Source organism: Denitrificimonas caeni DSM 24390, assembly GCF_000421765.1.
GTDB classification, from domain to species: domain Bacteria; phylum Pseudomonadota; class Gammaproteobacteria; order Pseudomonadales; family Pseudomonadaceae; genus Denitrificimonas; species Denitrificimonas caeni.
Genome location: NZ_ATXQ01000005.1, coordinates 71,505 through 87,716, shown reverse-complemented (window position 1 = coordinate 87,716; position 16,212 = coordinate 71,505). Strand labels below are relative to the sequence as shown.

Sequence of the window (16,212 nt, the reverse complement as noted above, 5' to 3'; positions counted from 1 at the left end):
GGTCGCTATGTCTCAGGCTGTATTACATCGTTTTAGCTCACAGCAAGCGTGCAATGAAGCGCTTGCCGCCACTTTGAGTGACTGCCTTGAGCAGGCTTTAGCAGATTCAAACTCTGCAAGCTTGCTGTTGCCCGGCGGCTCAACGCCCAAAGGGTTGCTGCAATGTTTGCAGCAGCGCGCGCTGCCTTGGTCGCAGGTGCAGATTAGCGCTACCGATGAGCGTTGGGTTGCCGCAGATGCAGTGCAAAGTAATACGCAGATGTTGCGCCTCGCCTTACCCGAAGCGCAGTTGCTGGAGCCGCGCCTTGCTGATAACGCCCAAGCCTCCAGTGTGGCCTGGGCGCAGGCGTTACAAGAACGCTTACCCTTTGCTGCAAGTTTGTTAGGCATGGGCGATGACGGTCATGTCGCTTCATTGTTTGCAGGTATGCCAGGTTTAGCCGAAGGAATCGATTTTGCTGCTCAGCCTTCTGCGCTAGTGGGGCTGGCTCCTGATGAACCGAGGGTGCGCTTATCCCTTAATCTAGCGATGTTAGCGAACACGCAATGGCTGGGCGTACTCTTATTTGGTGAGAGTAAAGGGCGGATGCTTGAGCGTGTGCTCGCCAATGATCCAACAACGCAAGCCTTACCTATTTATCATTTACTTTGGCAAGCGCCTCGACCTGTACAGGTGTATTGGGCGCCTTGAGAGGGTGATGGTGTCATCGCTGCTGCTTGAAATAGGGAGTCAGCATGTTGCATCCCATAGTTGAACAAATTACCCAGCAGATAGAAGAGCGCTCGCGCTCGCGGCGTACTGTGTATTTGCAGAGGGTGCAAATAGCGCTTGAGCAAGGACGTAATAACGCTCATGGTTGCTCTAATCTCGCTCACGTGATGGCAGCGCAGCCAACAGACCAGCGCCTTATCATGCGCCAAGGCGGGGCTGCGCACGTAGCAATTATCTCCAGTTACAACGATATGTTGTCCGCCCATGCGCCGTTGAAAAACTACCCCGATCAGTTAAAGCAAGCCTTGTACCGGTACGGTGCCAGTGCCCAGTTTGCTGCTGGTGTGCCGGCCATGTGTGATGGCGTCACTCAAGGCACGCCGGGCATGCAGTTGTCGCTTTTTTCCCGAGATTTAATTGCCCAAGCCACAGCGATTGGTTTAACCCACGGTGTCTTTGATGGTGCCTTGTATTTGGGCGTCTGCGATAAAATCGTACCGGGCTTGTTGATTGGTGCGCTGCATTTTGGTCATTTACCTGCAGTGTTTGTACCGGCTGGGCCGATGAGTTCAGGTTTGTCTAATCCAGAAAAAGCGGCGGTGCGTGAGCGCTACGCGGCCGGTGAAGTCAGTCGCATTGAACTGTTAGAAGCAGAGCTTGCTGCTTACCATGAACCGGGTACTTGCACGTTTTATGGTACCGCCAATAGCAATCAAATGTTAATGGAGGCGATGGGCTTGCATGTGCCGGGCAGCGCGTTTGTGCCGCCCACCAGCGCGCTGCGCCATGCCTTGACTGACGAAGCGGCGCGTTTGCTGGTCAATAACACCGAGCACGGTGGCCGTCATTTGCCCTTGGCCATGCAAGTCGATGCCAAGGCCTTGGTCAATGGCGCGGTGGCCTTGTTGGCCAGTGGCGGTTCGACGAATCACTCTTTGCACTTGCCAGCGATTGCTAAAGCAGCAGGCTATGAATTGACTTGGGATGATTTGGCCACGCTATCGAGTGTTGTGCCGTTATTGGCACAGGTCTATCCCAATGGCAGCGCCGATGTAAATCAGTTTCATGCGGCTGGTGGTGTGGCTTGGCTGCTCGGCGAGTTGTTGGATGCGGGCTTGCTGCACGAGGATGTTTACACTGTGGCCGGCAAGGGCTTACGTGATTACAGTTTAGAGCCTTATTTGCAGGAACAAAAACTCAGTTGGCGCGCACTCGCAGAGCAGGTGTTGCCTGAGCATATTCTTCGTAGCCGCCAAGCCCCTTTTGCTGCGCACAGTGGTTTGCATCTATTGGCCGGTAATCTCGGTCGTGCGGTGCTGAAAACTTCAGCTGTAGCCGAGAAGTTTTGGCAGATTAAAGCACCTGCGCGAGTGTTTGATTGTGAGGCCGATGCGCTTGCTGCGTATAGTGCCGGGCAACTGCAAGGTGATTTGGTGTTGGTGCTACGTTTTCAAGGTCCAGCGGCCAATGGCATGCCTGAGTTACACAAGTTAATTCCTATATTGGCGAATTTGCAGGCCAATGGGCAGAAAGTTGCACTAATTACTGATGGCCGGCTGTCCGGTGCATCAGGTAAGGTGTTAGCAGCTTTACATGTCACGCCAGAGGCAGCAAAAGGTGGTTTGCTGTGTCGCTTGCAAGATGGAGACTTGATTGAGGTGGATGCCACACTAGGTGTCTTGCATGTGCACGTGAGTGAAGCGCAATTGGCTCTACGCAGTGCGGCGCCAGCGCCGACCAATAATGCACAAGGTTACGGACTGCAGCTGTTTGCTGCGCAACGTCGTTGGGTTGGCCCCGCTGATCAAGGTGCCAGCTTTTTGCTTGAGGACTGACTTATGCTAACCATGGAACATATTTTACGCCGCGCTTATCCTGTCTTGCCGGTGCTCGTGATTGATGATGTTGAGCGTGCTGTTTCTTTGGCGCAGGCACTCTGTGCTGGAGGCATTAATGTCATTGAGGTGACATTACGTACGCCGCAAGCACTCGAAGCCTTAAAAGTCATTCGCCAAGAGGTGCCTGATTTAATCGTTGGCGCGGGTACTGTTATTCATGCCGAGCAGTTTGCACAAGTGATGGATGCCGGCGCACAGTTTGCCGTCAGTCCGGGTTTTACTGAACGTTTAGCGCTTGCCGCACAAGAAACAGAACTGCCGTATTTGCCTGCAGTGATGACGCCCTCAGAGGTGTTGTCAGCTTTGGAGCATGGATACCGCTCCTTGAAGTTGTTCCCAGCCAATGGTGGCGCGAGTGTGCGCATGCTCAATAGTTTTAAAGGCCCCTTTAGTGGCATCAGTTTTTGCCCAACCGGCGGTGTGACGCGCGATAACCTGTTGAGTTATTTGAGCTTGCCGAATGTGGCTTGTTGCGGAGGTACTTGGATTGCGCCTGCAAGTTTGGTGCAGGCGCAAGCGTGGGATCAAATCACTAAGCTGGCACGTGAAGCCTGCGCCATGGCAGGGCATTTGGAATCCTTAACATGAGTTGGGATCGACCTGAACCCTATGTATTACCGCTGTGCGTGCAGTCAGACGATATTGATGAGTTTGAACACGTCAATAATGCTGTGTACGTGCAGTGGATGGAGCAGTGTGCTTGGGAGCACTCCAAACACTTAGGTTTGGGTTTTGCTGAGTACCAAGCGCTTGATCGTGGCATGGCGGTGCTGCGTCATGAGATCGATTATCTAGCCAGCGCCTATGCTGATGAAGCGTTGGAAATGGCAACTTGGATTATCAGCTCTGATCAGCGCTTGAAGATGGACCGTTTATTTCAGTTGGTGCGCGCCGCTGATGGCGTAACCTTATTGCGGGCAAGAACCACCTTTGTCTGTATTGAGCTCTCGACGGGGCGACCGAAGCGGATGCCTGCGGAGTTTATTAAGGGTTATGGCGTAGTGATGCAGCCCGAGTAACTCTTGCTCCCTGGTTGCGCGATCAACGACTGCCTTTACCCTGAGTCAAAGCTGCTTTTAAAAGAGCCAAATTAAATTCAATACCCTTCTATTTGACTGGCGTTTACACTAGGCGCCTGATTACTTGTGAGTGATGTTCTGTGCAAATTGCTTTAGCGCCGATGGAAGGTTTGGTCGATCATATTCTGCGTGATGTGTTGACCGAACAGGGTGGCATTGATTGGTGCGTAACCGAGTTTGTGCGCATCACCGACCAGCTCTTACCGACGCGCAGTTATCAGCGTTTAGCGCCCGAACTGGAGCAGGGCGCAAAAACGCCAGCAGGCACGCCATTGCGTGTGCAACTGCTAGGCTCTGACCCGCAAGCCCTTGCCGATAACGCCGCCAAAGCCTGTGAGTTGGGTGCTCCGGTGATTGATCTGAACTTTGGCTGCCCAGCAAAAACTGTGAATAACTCTAATGGTGGCGCGATCTTATTGCGTGAACCTGAAGTGCTTTATAAGATTGTTGAAGCGGTGCGAGCGGGTATGCCAGCCCATATTCCGCTGACCACTAAAATGCGTTTAGGCTATGACAGCCCCGATGGTGCGATGGATTCTGCACGTGCTTTAGCGGCAGGCGGTTCGGCGCAAATCGTCGTGCATGCGCGCACCAAAATCGATGGTTATAAACCGCCTGCGCATTGGGAATGGGTGGCGAAAGTGCAGGATGTCGTCAGTATTCCAGTGTTTGCCAATGGTGATATTTGGACGTTAGATGATTGGTATCGCTGCCGTGCAGTCAGTGGCGTTGATCACGTTATGCTCGGTCGTGGCTTGGTGTCGCGCCCAGATCTCGCTAAACAAATTGCCTGCGCACGTGATGGGATTGAATATCAGCTAAAGACTTGGCAAGAGCTGCAACCGATGCTGCGTGAGTTCTGGCGACAAGTGCGTTTGTCGTTAACCCCGCGCAGTGCGCCAGGTCGTCTGAAACAGTGGCTAGCCATGCTCACGCGTAACTATCCAGAAGCACAGCAGTTGTTTAATCAATTACGTAAAGTGACTGATTGCGTAGAGATTGATCCGCTCTTTGGCTTTATGCCAGGTGAGTTGCAGTATCTTGATGCTTAACTGGAGCGAAACTGTAGGAGCGAAATTTATTCGCGATGCAGGGCGGCAGTCTCGTGATTGTTTTAGGTTGACATGAAGTATGCCGCGTTTGTTTTTATTGCACATACCGCACTGCGCTAAGTCTGTTTATCCCTCAACGAGACATCCTGTCTCGATTCGGGCGCTGCGCCATCCATGGCTACGCTGACCACAGACCCAGCACAGTGCTCGTTGACCATTATTATTGTTGACTAGATTTACATGCATTTTTTTGGGAGCGCGGGTCGCTTGCCCGCAAATTTCTCAGCAGCCCGGTAGCAAGCCTTTAGCCGGCTGCATCCACTATCACGGCGTTACTATCGGTGTTGCTGAGCATCTGCATAAACGCCTGCGCGGCATTCGACAGCGTGCGCTCGGTGTGCACGATATAGCCCAAATCGCGACTCAAATAAGCGTCAGTAATAGGCAAACGCACTACCGACTCATCCAGCATGCTGTGCGGCAAGACACTCCAGGCCAAACCAATCGAGACCATCATTTTAATGGTTTCCATATAGTTGGTACTCATGCTGATATTGGGGGTGAGACCGGCTTGATCAAACAACTGCAAAGCAATTTTTCGGGTAAAGGTATGGCTGCCTGGAAACACGGCAGGATAAGCGCATAAATCAGCAAGGCTAATGCGTTTACGCTGCGCCAGCGGGTGATCGGGGGCGACGACAAAATCTAAATCATCTTGCCAAACTTTTACCGCTTTTAATGGCGCTTCACAGTGCGGTGACAAGGTAATAATGGCCAGCTCACAACGCCCGTGCAGAACATCGGCGTAGGCCACTTCTGAATCAAGAAAGCGAATATCCAGCATGACTTCTGGATAGCTTTTAGTGAACGCTCGCAGTAACGGCGGTAGGCGACGTAGACCAATGTGGTGACTGGTGGCGACACTTAAGCGCCCGCTGACCGTGCCGCTGAGATTGCTTAAAGCACGACGTGCATCGTCCAGTTCATTGACGATGCGATAGGCGCGCGGCAATAGCGCTTGTCCTGCTTCAGTTAAGCGTGTCTCGCGGCCCACGCGATCAAACAAACGTACGCCCAGTTGCTCTTCAAGACTGGCGACGCGCTTACTGACTGCGGGCTGGGTGACATGCAAGCGCTCGCCCGCTAAAGAAAAGCTGCGTTGTTCGGCGATGGCAATAAAGGTTTGCAAGCTGGCGAGGTCCATAAGCTGCTCTCAAATCATCTAAACAGGGTGCTTGAACTATACTGCTATTCCAAAATGGAATCTAATGAATAAGAAATATCGATTTGAGTTATTGCAACAAAGTTCATAGGATAGAGGCATAAGCAGTTGGTGAACTCGAATCGCTGCACATAACACTGATGAGGACGGTCTAATGGCTGGAAAAACGCTGTACGACAAGTTGTGGGAGATGCACGAAGTTAAACGCCGCGATGACGGCTCTTCGTTGATTTACATCGACCGCCATATTTTGCACGAAGTAACTTCACCGCAGGCGTTTGAAGGCTTGCGCTTAGCGGGTCGTAAACCTTGGCGCATTGATGCCAATATTGCCACGCCAGACCATAACGTGCCGACCACTAAGAAAGAACGTGACGGCGGGATTGCCGCGATTGCGGATAATGTCTCACGTATCCAAGTGCAAACGCTGGATGACAACTGCGATGAGTACGGCATCCTGCAGTTTAAAATGAACGATGTGCGTCAAGGTATCGTGCATGTAATTGGACCAGAGCAGGGTGCAACCTTGCCGGGTATGACAGTGGTGTGCGGTGACTCACACACTTCAACCCATGGTGCTTTTGCTGCTTTGGCGCACGGTATCGGTACCTCTGAAGTTGAGCATGTGTTGGCCACTCAGTGCTTAGTCGCTAAGAAAATGAAAAACATGCAAGTGCGTGTTGAAGGCAAAGTGCCGGCAGGCGTCACCGCAAAAGATATTGTTTTAGCCATTATTGGCAAAATTGGTACTGCTGGTGGTAACGGTCATGCGCTGGAGTTTGCCGGTAGCGCGATTCGTGAACTGTCGATGGAAGGTCGCATGACCTTATGTAATATGTCGATCGAAGCCGGTGCCCGCGTCGGTATGGTCGCGGTGGATCAGAAAACTATCGACTACGTTGAAGGCCGTCCTTATGCACCTAAAGGCGCGGATTGGGATGCAGCAGTAGCCGCTTGGCAAGATTTAGTCTCTGACGCTGACGCACACTTTGACACCATCGTTGAGATGCGTGCTGAAGATATTATCCCGCAAGTGAGCTGGGGTACGTCACCAGAAATGGTCTTGCCAGTCGATGCTAATGTGCCAGATCCTGAAAAAGAATCTGATCCAACCAAACGCGATTCGATTACCCGTGCATTGAAGTACATGGGCTTAACCGCCAACCAAGCCATTACTGACATTAAAGTCGACCGCGTATTTATTGGTTCGTGCACCAACTCACGCATTGAAGACTTACGCGCCGCTGCAGCCGTGGCGAAAGGCCGTAAAGTCGCCAGTAATGTGATTCAGGCCTTGGTTGTACCGGGTTCTGGTTTAGTGAAGAAACAAGCTGAAGAAGAAGGTTTAGATAAGATTTTCCTAGAGGCTGGTTTTGAATGGCGCGAGCCAGGTTGCTCCATGTGCTTGGCCATGAATCCCGATAAATTGGGCAGTGGTGAGCATTGTGCTTCAACCTCTAACCGTAACTTTGAAGGCCGTCAGGGCAATGGCGGAAGGACGCACTTAGTCAGTCCAGCGATGGCTGCCGCTGCTGCAGTGAAAGGCCACTTTGTTGATGTGCGTGAATTAATGAACGAGGGAGCATAAGCATGAAAGCCTTTACTCAACATCAGGGTTTAGTTGCTCCGTTGGACCGTGCCAACGTTGACACTGACCAAATCATTCCGAAGCAGTTTTTGAAATCCATTAAGCGCACCGGTTTTGGCCCGAACTTATTTGATGAGTGGCGCTACCTTGATGAAGGCCAGCCTGATCAAGACAATAGTCAGCGCCCAATCAATACTGATTTTGTTCTCAATCAGCCACGTTACCAAGGTGCGAGCGTGTTGCTGGCGCAAGAAAACTTTGGTTGTGGCTCGAGTCGTGAGCACGCGCCATGGGCGCTAGAGGAGTATGGTTTTCGCACGATTATCGCGCCAAGCTTTGCCGATATTTTCTACAACAACAGCTTTAAAAATGGCCTGTTGCCGATTGAGTTAACCGCTGATGAAGTCAATGAGCTGTTTGCTCAAGCAGAAGCCGTTGAAGGCTATCAGTTGACCGTCGACCTTGCGGCGCAGACCGTGACCCGTCCTGATGGCGTGCAGTATTCTTTTGAAGTGGATGCCTTCCGTAAACATTGCTTGCTTAATGGCTTGGATGATATCGGTCTGACTTTGCAAGACGCTGAGCTGATTCGTGAGTTCGAAGTCGGTTATAAAAAAGCCAATCCATGGTTGTTTGGCGCACTTTAATTTAACTAACTGCGCTGTAGTGTGAAGCACTGTGGCGCTGAGTATTTGAAATGTCTAAAAAGATTCTTGTGTTACCTGGTGATGGCATCGGTCCAGAAATCATGTCTGAAGCGGTCAAAGTTTTAGAGTTGGCTAACGAAAAGTACAGCCTAGGTTTTGAACTGGTTGAAGGCGAGCTCGGTGGTGCGGCGATTGATAAACATGGCGTACCTTTGGCTGATTCAACCTTAGCATTGGCACGTGAAGTCGATGCGGTACTTTTAGGTGCTGTGGGTGGTCCTAAGTGGGACACTTTAGATCGTGCGATTCGCCCAGAGCGCGGTTTGCTAAAAATCCGTTCAGAGTTAGGTCTATTTGGTAACTTGCGTCCAGCCATTTTGTATCCACAGCTGGCTGAAGCATCAACACTGAAACCTGAAGTTGTATCAGGTTTGGATATCCTAATTGTCCGTGAGTTGACCGGGGGCATTTATTTTGGCACTCCGCGTGATACTGTGACGCTCGAAAATGGTGAGCGTATGGCGTTTGATACGCTGCCGTACAGCGAAAGCGAAATTCGCCGTATTGCTAAAGTCGGTTTTGATATGGCGCGCTTACGCAGCAAGAAACTGTGCTCTGTAGATAAAGCTAACGTGCTGGAGTCCAGCCGCTTATGGCGTGAAGTTGTTATTGAAGTGAGTAAAGACTATCCCGATGTGGAGCTTACCCATTTATATGTTGATAACGCCGCAATGCAGTTGGTGCGAGCGCCAAAGCAGTTTGATGTGATTGTTACCGACAACTTGTTTGGCGATATTTTATCCGATCAAGCGTCAATGTTGACCGGCTCCATCGGCATGCTGCCATCAGCGTCATTGGATTCGAATAACAAAGGTATGTATGAGCCATGCCACGGTTCAGCACCGGATATTGCTGGACAGGGCATTGCTAACCCATTGGCAACAATTTTGTCGGTGTCAATGATGCTGCGTTACAGCTTCAATCAAATTGCTGCAGCGGATGCGATTGAACAAGCGGTCAGCGATGTACTGGATCAAGGTTTGCGCACCGGTGATATCTTCTCCGCCGGTATGCGCAAAGTTGGCACCGCTGAAATGGGTGATGCAGTAGTCGCAGCGCTTGCAAAACTGTAAACTCGTTTAACTCAATACATCCGTTCGACGCCGTGATGAACAGCGGCGAGCGGATTATTAATTTAACAATAGGTGTAGTCGTGATGAAACGTGTAGGTCTAGTAGGTTGGCGTGGCATGGTGGGCTCAGTGCTCATGCAACGTATGCTCGAAGAACGGGATTTCGACTTAATTGAACCGGTATTCTTTACTACCTCGAACGTAGGTGGGCAAGGGCCAGCAATTGGCAAAGATATTCCCGCGCTAAAAGATGCTTATGATATCAATGAGCTGAAAACGCTAGACGTTATCTTGACCTGCCAAGGCGGCGACTACACCAATGAAGTGTTTCCTAAGCTGCGTGAAGCAGGCTGGGATGGTTATTGGATTGACGCAGCATCGGCTTTGCGCATGAAGGACAACTCAGTGATTGTGCTGGATCCTGTTAACCGCAAGGTTGTGGATCAGTCGTTGGATGCTGGCGTTAAAGATTACGTGGGTGGTAACTGCACTGTTAGTTTGATGCTGATGGGCTTGGGCGGCTTGTTTGAAGCAGGCTTAGTCGAATGGATGAGTGCCATGACCTATCAAGCAGCCAGTGGTGCTGGTGCGCAAAATATGCGCGAGCTGATTCGTCAAATGGGTAGTATTCACAATGCAGTCGCCAGTGAATTGCAAGATCCTGCCAGTGCGATTTTAGATATTGATCGTAAAGTTGCACAAATGCAGCGCAGTGATGAATTGCCGACCGATCATTTTGGTGTGCCGCTGGCTGGCAGCTTAATTCCTTGGATCGATACCGCTCTGCCGAACGGTCAAAGCCGTGAAGAGTGGAAAGCGCAAGCTGAAACGAACAAAATCCTGGGTCGTTTTAAAAATCCAATTCCAGTGGATGGTTTATGTGTGCGTATCGGTGCGATGCGCTGCCACAGCCAGGCATTAACTATTAAGTTGAATAAAGATGTGCCTTTGGCTGATATCGAAAATATGATCAGCCAACATAATCCGTGGGTGCGCTTAGTTCCGAATGAACGAGACATCACCATGAAAGAGTTAACGCCGACTGCGGTGACGGGTACTTTAAGTGTGCCAGTTGGTCGTTTACGTAAACTCAATATGGGCTCACATTATTTAGGTGCTTTTACTGTGGGTGACCAATTGTTATGGGGCGCGGCAGAACCTTTACGTAGAATGTTGCGTATTTTGTTAGAGCGGTAAATTAAATAATAGGCATGCAGAGCTGCTTTGTCCTGCTTTTTGTATGCCTATTTATTTAGTAGTCCGCATCAGTGTTTGAAAATGTGCAGTGTGTCTGATAATAATGGCAAAACGGGCTTGATATGGCTTGAGTAAGTCGATTGAATGTTGATAAAACTCTATCCGTAAAAGATACTTAGCGACTAGACTGAATAATGTTTCTAGTTGCAAAAGCGGAACCAGGTTGAATGACGCTGGCGGGGACCGTCAATTAATGACGATTGTGAGCAGTACATTCAAAACCCTCCGGGTATCCGGAACGAATAAAAAGGGATAACTCTATATGCTTCAAGTTCGCAAATTGGTGTTGGCAGTTGCTGCTGCTTCAGCGTTTTCATCCGGTCTGAGTCATGCTTTGGGTTTAGGTGATCTGTCCGTTAAGTCATCTTTAAACCAGCCACTTGAAGCTGAGATTTCTTTGTTAGAAGTACGTGACTTAACCTCAGTTGAAATTAAAACTCAGTTGGCCTCGCCCGAAGAGTTCAGTAAGGCTGGCGTTGACCGGCAGTTTTTCTTAACTGGTTTAAAGTTTACGCCAGTGCTTAACGCCAATGGGAAAAGCGTCATTCGCGTGACGAGTGCGAACCCTGTTAAAGAGCCTTATTTAAACTTTTTAGTAGAGATTTTGTGGCCAAATGGTCGCCTGTTGCGTGAATACACCGTATTGCTAGACCCGCCGTTGTATAAACCGCAGCAAGTCATTTATGCGCCTCAACCCGCAAGTGTCAGCCGCTCTGCGCCTGCTGTACAGCAGCAGATTCGCGCGCCGCAAGCATCTACTTCTACTGCACAAGTAAAGCAGCCAGCAGCGCGGGCGAATAATGCTCTACAAGGCTCTGAGTATAGTGTTCAGAGAAATGATACTTTATGGGAGATTGCTGCGCGTGTAGGTGGTAATGCATCAGTGCATCAAACCATGCTGGCGATTCAAGATTTAAATCCGAATGCTTTTTTAGATGGCAATATTAATCGGATGAAAAGTGGTCAAGTTTTACGCTTGCCAACTGAACAAGATATTAACAGCCGCAGTCGTGCCGAAGCGATTGCTCAAGTTGCACAGCAAAACACGAGCTGGAAAACAGAGCGTGTTGCACAAACAGGCGCTGAGCGTCAGCTCGATGCAACTCATCGTAGTGAAGCCGGTGCCGCACCTGCTACTGTTGAGAAGACCGATAACTTAAGATTGGTTGCTGATGCACCAGGTCAAGCACAACAAGCTGCTGATCAAGGTGATGGGGCGAATGCAAAAGCTGTGCAAGATCAGTTAGCAGTAACCAAAGAGCGCTTAGATTCAACGGCACTAGAGAATGAAGATCTCAAAAGTCGTGTTGACGACCTCAATAGTCAGTTAGAAAAGCTACAGCGTTTAATTGAGTTAAAAGACAATCAGCTTGCTCAACTGCAGAATTCAGTAGATGCGCCGGTTGAAACCCTAGAGGTCGCTCCAGTAGCCGAAACTGACTTGACTGCTGCTAATGATGGTACGTCAACAACAGGAGAAGATACTCAGAATACAGCTGCTGAATCCAGTGAGCCTGTAGAGCCTGTCGCGGCTATAGTCGAAGAGCCGAATCAAGTTATCGAAGCTCAAGAGGCTGAAACGTTAGCCGTTGATCCGCAGCCGGTAGTTGAGCCTGAACCTATTGTGGAACCTGAGCCGATCGTGGAGCCTGAAGCAACTCTTCCTGCAGCAGTACCTGTGCAAGAAGAGAAGAGCCTAGTCGAAAAGGTTATGGACGATCCGATGTTACTTGCTGCAGCGGGTGGTGGTGCCGTCTTAGCACTGCTTTTGTTGCTAATGGGTATTTCGCGTCGCAATGCGCGCAAAGAAGCTGAGTTTTACGATGCACAACTGACCGACCCATCAGTAAATGGTGCTCAGCCTGTTGTTGCAGAAGAATCAGTGGATACTGATTTCTTATCTGATAGTGACTTAAACCAAGTTGACGATAACACTGACTCATCTTTTGCCGAAGAGTTTGATTTTGAAACCAAAGCAACTGAAAGTCAGTTTAAGGCAGAGGCAACTGATCCTATTGCTGAAGCGAGTAGTTACATAAGTTTTGGCCGCTTTAATCAAGCAGCTAGCGTGTTAAGCGCAGCAATTGACCAAGAGCCGCAGCGTATTGATCTACGTCTAAAGCTGGTTGAGGTCTACGCTGACTTAGAAGATCGTGATGGTTTTGCTCGTCAGATCCAGGAGATTTCTGAGATTGGTGGTGCGGCTGCAGAACTTACTCAAATTAAAGCGCGTTATCCGCAGATGTTTGATGCTGAACAAGTTGAAAATATCGTAGAGAGCAGTGCTTTTGATGATTTTGATTTAAACGATCTGACGCTTGATTTGCCGGCAGATGTGAACGTTAGTGACTCAACTGTAGCGACTGAGTTAGACGATCTTTCAGCATTGCTTGCAGAAACTGAGGCAGATGTTAAAGCCGCCGGCAGTGACTTTAGTTTTGATGCTGATCTCGATCTTTCTTTAGATGATGATTCTGCCGCGCAAGTTCAGCCTCAAAGCATAGAAAATAGCCTCAGTGATTTTAATTTTGACCTAGATGCTGCAGTTGAAAGTAAACCAGTAGCTACTGAGCAAGACAATTTAGCTGACCTATCGCTTTCTGATCTTGAGTTTGATTTGCCGGCTACGCAAAATACAGAATCGCCAAGCTTTGAGCTTGACGATGAGTTTAACTTTGAAACTGACAATCAGCTCGACAGCGATTTCAGTATGCAATTAGATGAGGTTAGCGCAGAGCTGGATAATCTGACTTCTGGTCTCAGTGATGACACCTTGGAATTAAACACATCGGCAAAAGCTCCAGCTGTAGATACCTTGGAGAGTGCTTCTGGGATCTCATCATCCGAGACAGCAACTGGTTCATTGGTGGGTGCTGATGATTTCCAAGACTTAGATGGATTAGATGATGATTTCGGCATGTTGGCCGGTACTGATGAAACAGCAACTAAGCTTGACCTGGCTCGTGCGTATGTCGAGATGGGTGATGCTGAAGGTGCGCGTGACATTCTTGACGAGGTAGTTGCTGAAGGCACGCCTGCGCAACAAGATGAAGCACGTGAAATGATCGCTCAATTAGGATAGTTCATGCTAACTGAAACAACGCCAGCGGCAGCCCAAGAGGCTGCCGCTGGCGTTTCTAGAATTGTATTAGGTGTTGAGTACAAAGGTGCTAACTATCGTGGCTTTCAGCTGCAAAGTGCCGGCACACCCAGTATTCAAGGCTTTCTTGAAGACGCTTTGCAGCAGATCAATGCTGGTTTGCCTGTGCGCATTAGTTGTGCTGGGCGCACCGATGCGATGGTGCATGCCTGTAATCAGGTGATTCACTTTGACACATCGGTACAGCGACCGATGCGCTCTTGGGTGATGGGCGCCAATCGCTACTTGCCAAAAGATATCAGTGTGACTTGGGCGCAAGCCATGCCACTTGAGTTTCACTCACGCTTCAGTGCGATGGCGCGGCGTTATCGTTACGTTATTTACAGTAATGAGGTGCGTCCAGCGCATTTAGCAGAAGAGGTGACTTGGACGCACCAGGTGCTTGATATCGAAAAAATGCGCGAAGCGGCGCGATGTTTTGTTGGTACGCATAATTTTAATGCTCTGCGTGCCAGCGAATGCCAAGCAAAATCGCCGGTGCGCACCATTCACCATTTAGAGTTACTTGAATTTGGCAAGCTGATCATTATTGATGTGCGCGCCAATGCTTTTTTGCACCACATGGTACGCAATTTGGCCGGTGTCTTGATGATGATCGGCGCTGGTGAACGCCCGATTGAGTGGGCGCGAGCCGTGCTGGAGAGTTGTGATCGTAAAAAAGGTGGCGTGACTGCTGCGCCGCATGGACTGTATCTGGTGCAAGTTGAGTATCCAGAGCAGTTTAAGTTGCCTAAACGCTATCTGGGGCCACATTTTCTTTCAGGTCTACCTGACTTTTTGAGTGAAGAGAAAGAGAGTATCTGTGCGAATACGAACTAAAATTTGCGGTATTACTCGTGTCGAAGATGCATTGGCTGCTGCGCAAGCTGGTGTTGATGCGATTGGTCTGGTGTTTTATCCCAAAAGCCCAAGAGCTGTCAGTGTGGCCCAGGCAGAAAAAATCATTGCTGCTTTGCCACCTTTTATCAGCACGGTGGGGTTGTTTGTCAATGCGCCTCGTGCGGAGATAGAAACACTGCTAAGTCAGTTACCCTTGGATGTTCTGCAATTTCATGGCGATGAAACACCTGCTGACTGCGAAGGGTTTTCTAGACCTTATTACCGTGCTCTACGTATGCAGCCAGGTGTTGATATTGCTGCGCGTGCTGCTCAATACAGCACCGCACAAGGTATTTTGCTGGATGCATGGGTTCCAGGCATTCATGGCGGCACAGGTGAGCGCTTTGATTGGTCGGCAATCCCTGACAATTTAGCCAAACCGCTAATTCTCGCTGGGGGTTTACATGCGGATAATGTCAGTCAGGCGATGCAGCAGGTGCAGCCTTGGGCGGTTGATGTCAGTGGTGGCGTAGAAAGCAGCCCAGGCCTTAAAGACGCAGATAAAATGCGCAAATTCTTATATGCTGTGCAAATGAAAAATGCTCAGCGATGTGACGGCTTAGGTTAGCAAGCCGTCAGTAACCTGATCATTATTAAACAAATAATAAAGGCGCAGTGCATTGTCACTGGCCTCTAGGCGGAGTAGACAACTGATGAGCAACTGGTTAGTCGATAAATTGATTCCATCAATCATGCGTTCTGAAACTAAGAAAAGTTCAGTACCTGAAGGCTTATGGCATAAGTGCCCATCGTGCGATGCGGTTTTATACAAGCCTGAGCTCGAGAAAACCTTAGATGTATGTCCGAAGTGTCAGCATCATATGCGCATTAATGCACGTACACGCTTAGACATCTTTTTAGATAAAGAAGGTCGTGAAGAAATTGCTGCCGACCTTGAGCCGGTTGATCGAATTAAATTCCGCGACAGCAAAAGGTATAAAGACCGTCTTGTCGCTGCACAGAAGCAAACTGGCGAAAAAGACGCATTGATTGCCCTTAGTGGTACTTTGGAAGGCATGCCGGTGGTCGCTGCTGCGTTTGAGTTTGCCTTTATGGGTGGCTCGATGGGTGCAATCGTTGGTGAGCGTTTTGTCCAAGCAGCAAACGTTGCATTAGAGCAGCGCTGCCCATTTGTGTGTTTTTCTGCCTCTGGCGGTGCACGTATGCAAGAAGCACTGATTTCTTTAATGCAAATGGCGAAAACGTCTGCCGTACTTGCGCGTTTACGTGAAGAAGGTATTCCTTTTATCTCGGTGTTGACTGACCCTGTTTACGGTGGCGTGTCAGCCAGTTTAGCGATGCTTGGCGATGTCATCGTGGCTGAGCCGAAAGCATTGATAGGTTTCGCGGGTCCACGGGTTATTGAACAGACTGTACGTGAGAAACTGCCTGAAGGGTTCCAGCGCAGTGAATTCTTACTCGATCACGGTGCGATTGATATGATTATTCCGCGCTGCGAATTGCGTTCACGGGTAGCCAGTGTGCTACGTCAACTGATGAACTCTCCATCAATTCCAACGATGGATATGGAAGCAGTTGATGCGACTGATGCGGCTCCCAGTCCAACTGCTGACGCTCAAGTCTAA

The 16,212-nt window shown here is 49.6% G+C and carries 14 protein-coding genes; 13 read left to right on the top strand and 1 reads right to left on the bottom strand.

What is annotated here, in order from left to right:
• Positions 1-7 precede the first annotated feature (7 nt).
• The 5 genes from H591_RS15115 (at position 8) to H591_RS0108890 (ending at position 4,741) form a co-directional block, all read left to right on the top strand.
• Positions 8-691, top strand: a complete 684-nt coding sequence (locus H591_RS15115) for a 6-phosphogluconolactonase (protein ID WP_022966606.1) — start codon at positions 8-10, stop codon at positions 689-691.
• A gap of 47 nt (positions 692-738) precedes the next feature.
• Complete coding sequence (edd, locus tag H591_RS0108905) at positions 739-2,547, top strand: phosphogluconate dehydratase (protein WP_028244302.1); 1,809 nt, start codon at positions 739-741, stop codon at positions 2,545-2,547.
• Between the two features lie 3 nt (positions 2,548-2,550).
• The gene (locus tag H591_RS0108900; protein ID WP_022966604.1) at positions 2,551-3,198 is read left to right on the top strand and encodes a bifunctional 4-hydroxy-2-oxoglutarate aldolase/2-dehydro-3-deoxy-phosphogluconate aldolase; all 648 of its coding nucleotides are present in this window, start codon (positions 2,551-2,553) and stop codon (positions 3,196-3,198) included.
• Positions 3,195-3,629 (top strand): acyl-CoA thioesterase, encoded by a 435-nt coding sequence (locus H591_RS0108895; protein WP_022966603.1) that lies wholly within the window; start codon positions 3,195-3,197, stop codon positions 3,627-3,629. Before H591_RS0108900 ends, H591_RS0108895 begins: the two co-directional genes overlap by 4 nt.
• 140 nt (positions 3,630-3,769) lie before the next feature.
• Complete coding sequence (locus H591_RS0108890) at positions 3,770-4,741, top strand: tRNA dihydrouridine synthase (protein WP_022966602.1); 972 nt, start codon at positions 3,770-3,772, stop codon at positions 4,739-4,741.
• A 304-nt stretch (positions 4,742-5,045) separates the two neighbouring features.
• Here the strand turns inward: H591_RS0108890 and H591_RS0108885 are convergent, their stop codons facing one another.
• Positions 5,046-5,945 carry a LysR family transcriptional regulator gene (locus tag H591_RS0108885; RefSeq protein ID WP_022966601.1) on the bottom strand — a complete coding sequence of 300 codons (900 nt, stop codon included), beginning with the start codon at positions 5,943-5,945 and terminating at the stop codon, positions 5,046-5,048.
• Positions 5,946-6,117: 172 nt separating this feature from the next.
• Between H591_RS0108885 and leuC the strand changes: the two genes are divergently transcribed.
• From leuC to accD, 8 genes are all read left to right on the top strand, one after another.
• Positions 6,118-7,551 carry a 3-isopropylmalate dehydratase large subunit gene (gene leuC / locus H591_RS0108880; RefSeq protein ID WP_022966600.1) on the top strand — a complete coding sequence of 478 codons (1,434 nt, stop codon included), beginning with the start codon at positions 6,118-6,120 and terminating at the stop codon, positions 7,549-7,551.
• A 2-nt stretch (positions 7,552-7,553) separates the two neighbouring features.
• Positions 7,554-8,198 carry a 3-isopropylmalate dehydratase small subunit gene (leuD, locus tag H591_RS0108875; RefSeq protein WP_022966599.1) on the top strand — a complete coding sequence of 215 codons (645 nt, stop codon included), beginning with the start codon at positions 7,554-7,556 and terminating at the stop codon, positions 8,196-8,198.
• A 50-nt stretch (positions 8,199-8,248) separates the two neighbouring features.
• The gene (gene leuB, locus H591_RS0108870; protein WP_022966598.1) at positions 8,249-9,331 is read left to right on the top strand and encodes a 3-isopropylmalate dehydrogenase; all 1,083 of its coding nucleotides are present in this window, start codon (positions 8,249-8,251) and stop codon (positions 9,329-9,331) included.
• Between the two features lie 83 nt (positions 9,332-9,414).
• Complete coding sequence (gene asd / locus H591_RS0108865) at positions 9,415-10,527, top strand: aspartate-semialdehyde dehydrogenase (protein ID WP_022966597.1); 1,113 nt, start codon at positions 9,415-9,417, stop codon at positions 10,525-10,527.
• A 322-nt stretch (positions 10,528-10,849) separates the two neighbouring features.
• Entirely contained in the window at positions 10,850-13,669 is a 2,820-nt protein-coding gene (locus H591_RS0108860; protein WP_022966596.1) for a FimV/HubP family polar landmark protein, read from the top strand.
• Positions 13,670-13,672: 3 nt separating this feature from the next.
• The gene (gene truA, locus H591_RS15110) at positions 13,673-14,566 is read left to right on the top strand and encodes a tRNA pseudouridine(38-40) synthase TruA (protein WP_022966595.1); all 894 of its coding nucleotides are present in this window, start codon (positions 13,673-13,675) and stop codon (positions 14,564-14,566) included.
• Complete coding sequence (locus tag H591_RS0108850; protein WP_022966594.1) at positions 14,550-15,194, top strand: phosphoribosylanthranilate isomerase; 645 nt, start codon at positions 14,550-14,552, stop codon at positions 15,192-15,194. The genes truA and H591_RS0108850 overlap by 17 nt, the downstream gene beginning before the upstream one ends.
• An 85-nt stretch (positions 15,195-15,279) precedes the next feature.
• The gene (accD, locus tag H591_RS15105; protein ID WP_022966593.1) at positions 15,280-16,212 is read left to right on the top strand and encodes an acetyl-CoA carboxylase, carboxyltransferase subunit beta; all 933 of its coding nucleotides are present in this window, start codon (positions 15,280-15,282) and stop codon (positions 16,210-16,212) included.

Coding starts and splice junctions, on each gene's coding strand:
- H591_RS15115 (WP_022966606.1), top strand. CDS start 8: ATGTCTCAGGCTGTATTACATCGTTTTAGCTCACAGCAAGCGTGCAAT.
- H591_RS0108900 (WP_022966604.1), top strand. CDS start 2,551: ATGCTAACCATGGAACATATTTTACGCCGCGCTTATCCTGTCTTGCCG.
- H591_RS0108895 (WP_022966603.1), top strand. CDS start 3,195: ATGAGTTGGGATCGACCTGAACCCTATGTATTACCGCTGTGCGTGCAG.
- H591_RS0108885 (WP_022966601.1), bottom strand. CDS start 5,945: ATGGACCTCGCCAGCTTGCAAACCTTTATTGCCATCGCCGAACAACGC.
- leuC (WP_022966600.1), top strand. CDS start 6,118: ATGGCTGGAAAAACGCTGTACGACAAGTTGTGGGAGATGCACGAAGTT.
- leuD (WP_022966599.1), top strand. CDS start 7,554: ATGAAAGCCTTTACTCAACATCAGGGTTTAGTTGCTCCGTTGGACCGT.
- leuB (WP_022966598.1), top strand. CDS start 8,249: ATGTCTAAAAAGATTCTTGTGTTACCTGGTGATGGCATCGGTCCAGAA.
- asd (WP_022966597.1), top strand. CDS start 9,415: ATGAAACGTGTAGGTCTAGTAGGTTGGCGTGGCATGGTGGGCTCAGTG.
- H591_RS0108860 (WP_022966596.1), top strand. CDS start 10,850: ATGCTTCAAGTTCGCAAATTGGTGTTGGCAGTTGCTGCTGCTTCAGCG.
- truA (WP_022966595.1), top strand. CDS start 13,673: ATGCTAACTGAAACAACGCCAGCGGCAGCCCAAGAGGCTGCCGCTGGC.
- accD (WP_022966593.1), top strand. CDS start 15,280: ATGAGCAACTGGTTAGTCGATAAATTGATTCCATCAATCATGCGTTCT.